This window comes from Photorhabdus sp. RM96S (genome assembly GCF_042879335.1).
Classification (GTDB): domain Bacteria; phylum Pseudomonadota; class Gammaproteobacteria; order Enterobacterales; family Enterobacteriaceae; genus Photorhabdus; species Photorhabdus kayaii.
The window spans coordinates 1-292 of sequence record NZ_JBHFKT010000235.1 but is presented as its reverse complement, the minus strand read 5'-3'; the positions used below and the strand labels follow the sequence as shown (position 1 = coordinate 292).

Annotated in this window: 1 protein-coding gene; it reads left to right on the top strand. The window is 61.3% G+C overall.

What is annotated here, in order from left to right:
* Positions 1-292, top strand: a 292-nt coding sequence (locus ACGF49_RS25135; protein ID WP_387493507.1) for a hypothetical protein, incomplete at both ends; no start/stop codon positions are given.

Here is a 292-nt window from a genome sequence, read left to right as displayed (position 1 = left end):
AACACCCTGAACAATACCGGCACCGGGCGCATTTACGGGGACCAGCTGGCCCTCCAGACGGGCACATTGAATAACACCGCCCAGGACGGCAAAGCTGCGGTCATTGCGGCACGTGACCGGCTGGACATCGGCACCGGAACGCTCAACAACCAGCATCATGCGCAGATTTACAGCGTGGGCGACATGCGCATCGGCGGCCAGTTGGATAACGCCCTGACGGCCACCGGTCAGGCGCGTGAGCTCAATAACCACGCGGCGACGATTGAAGCCGGGCGCCACTTGAAGATTAATG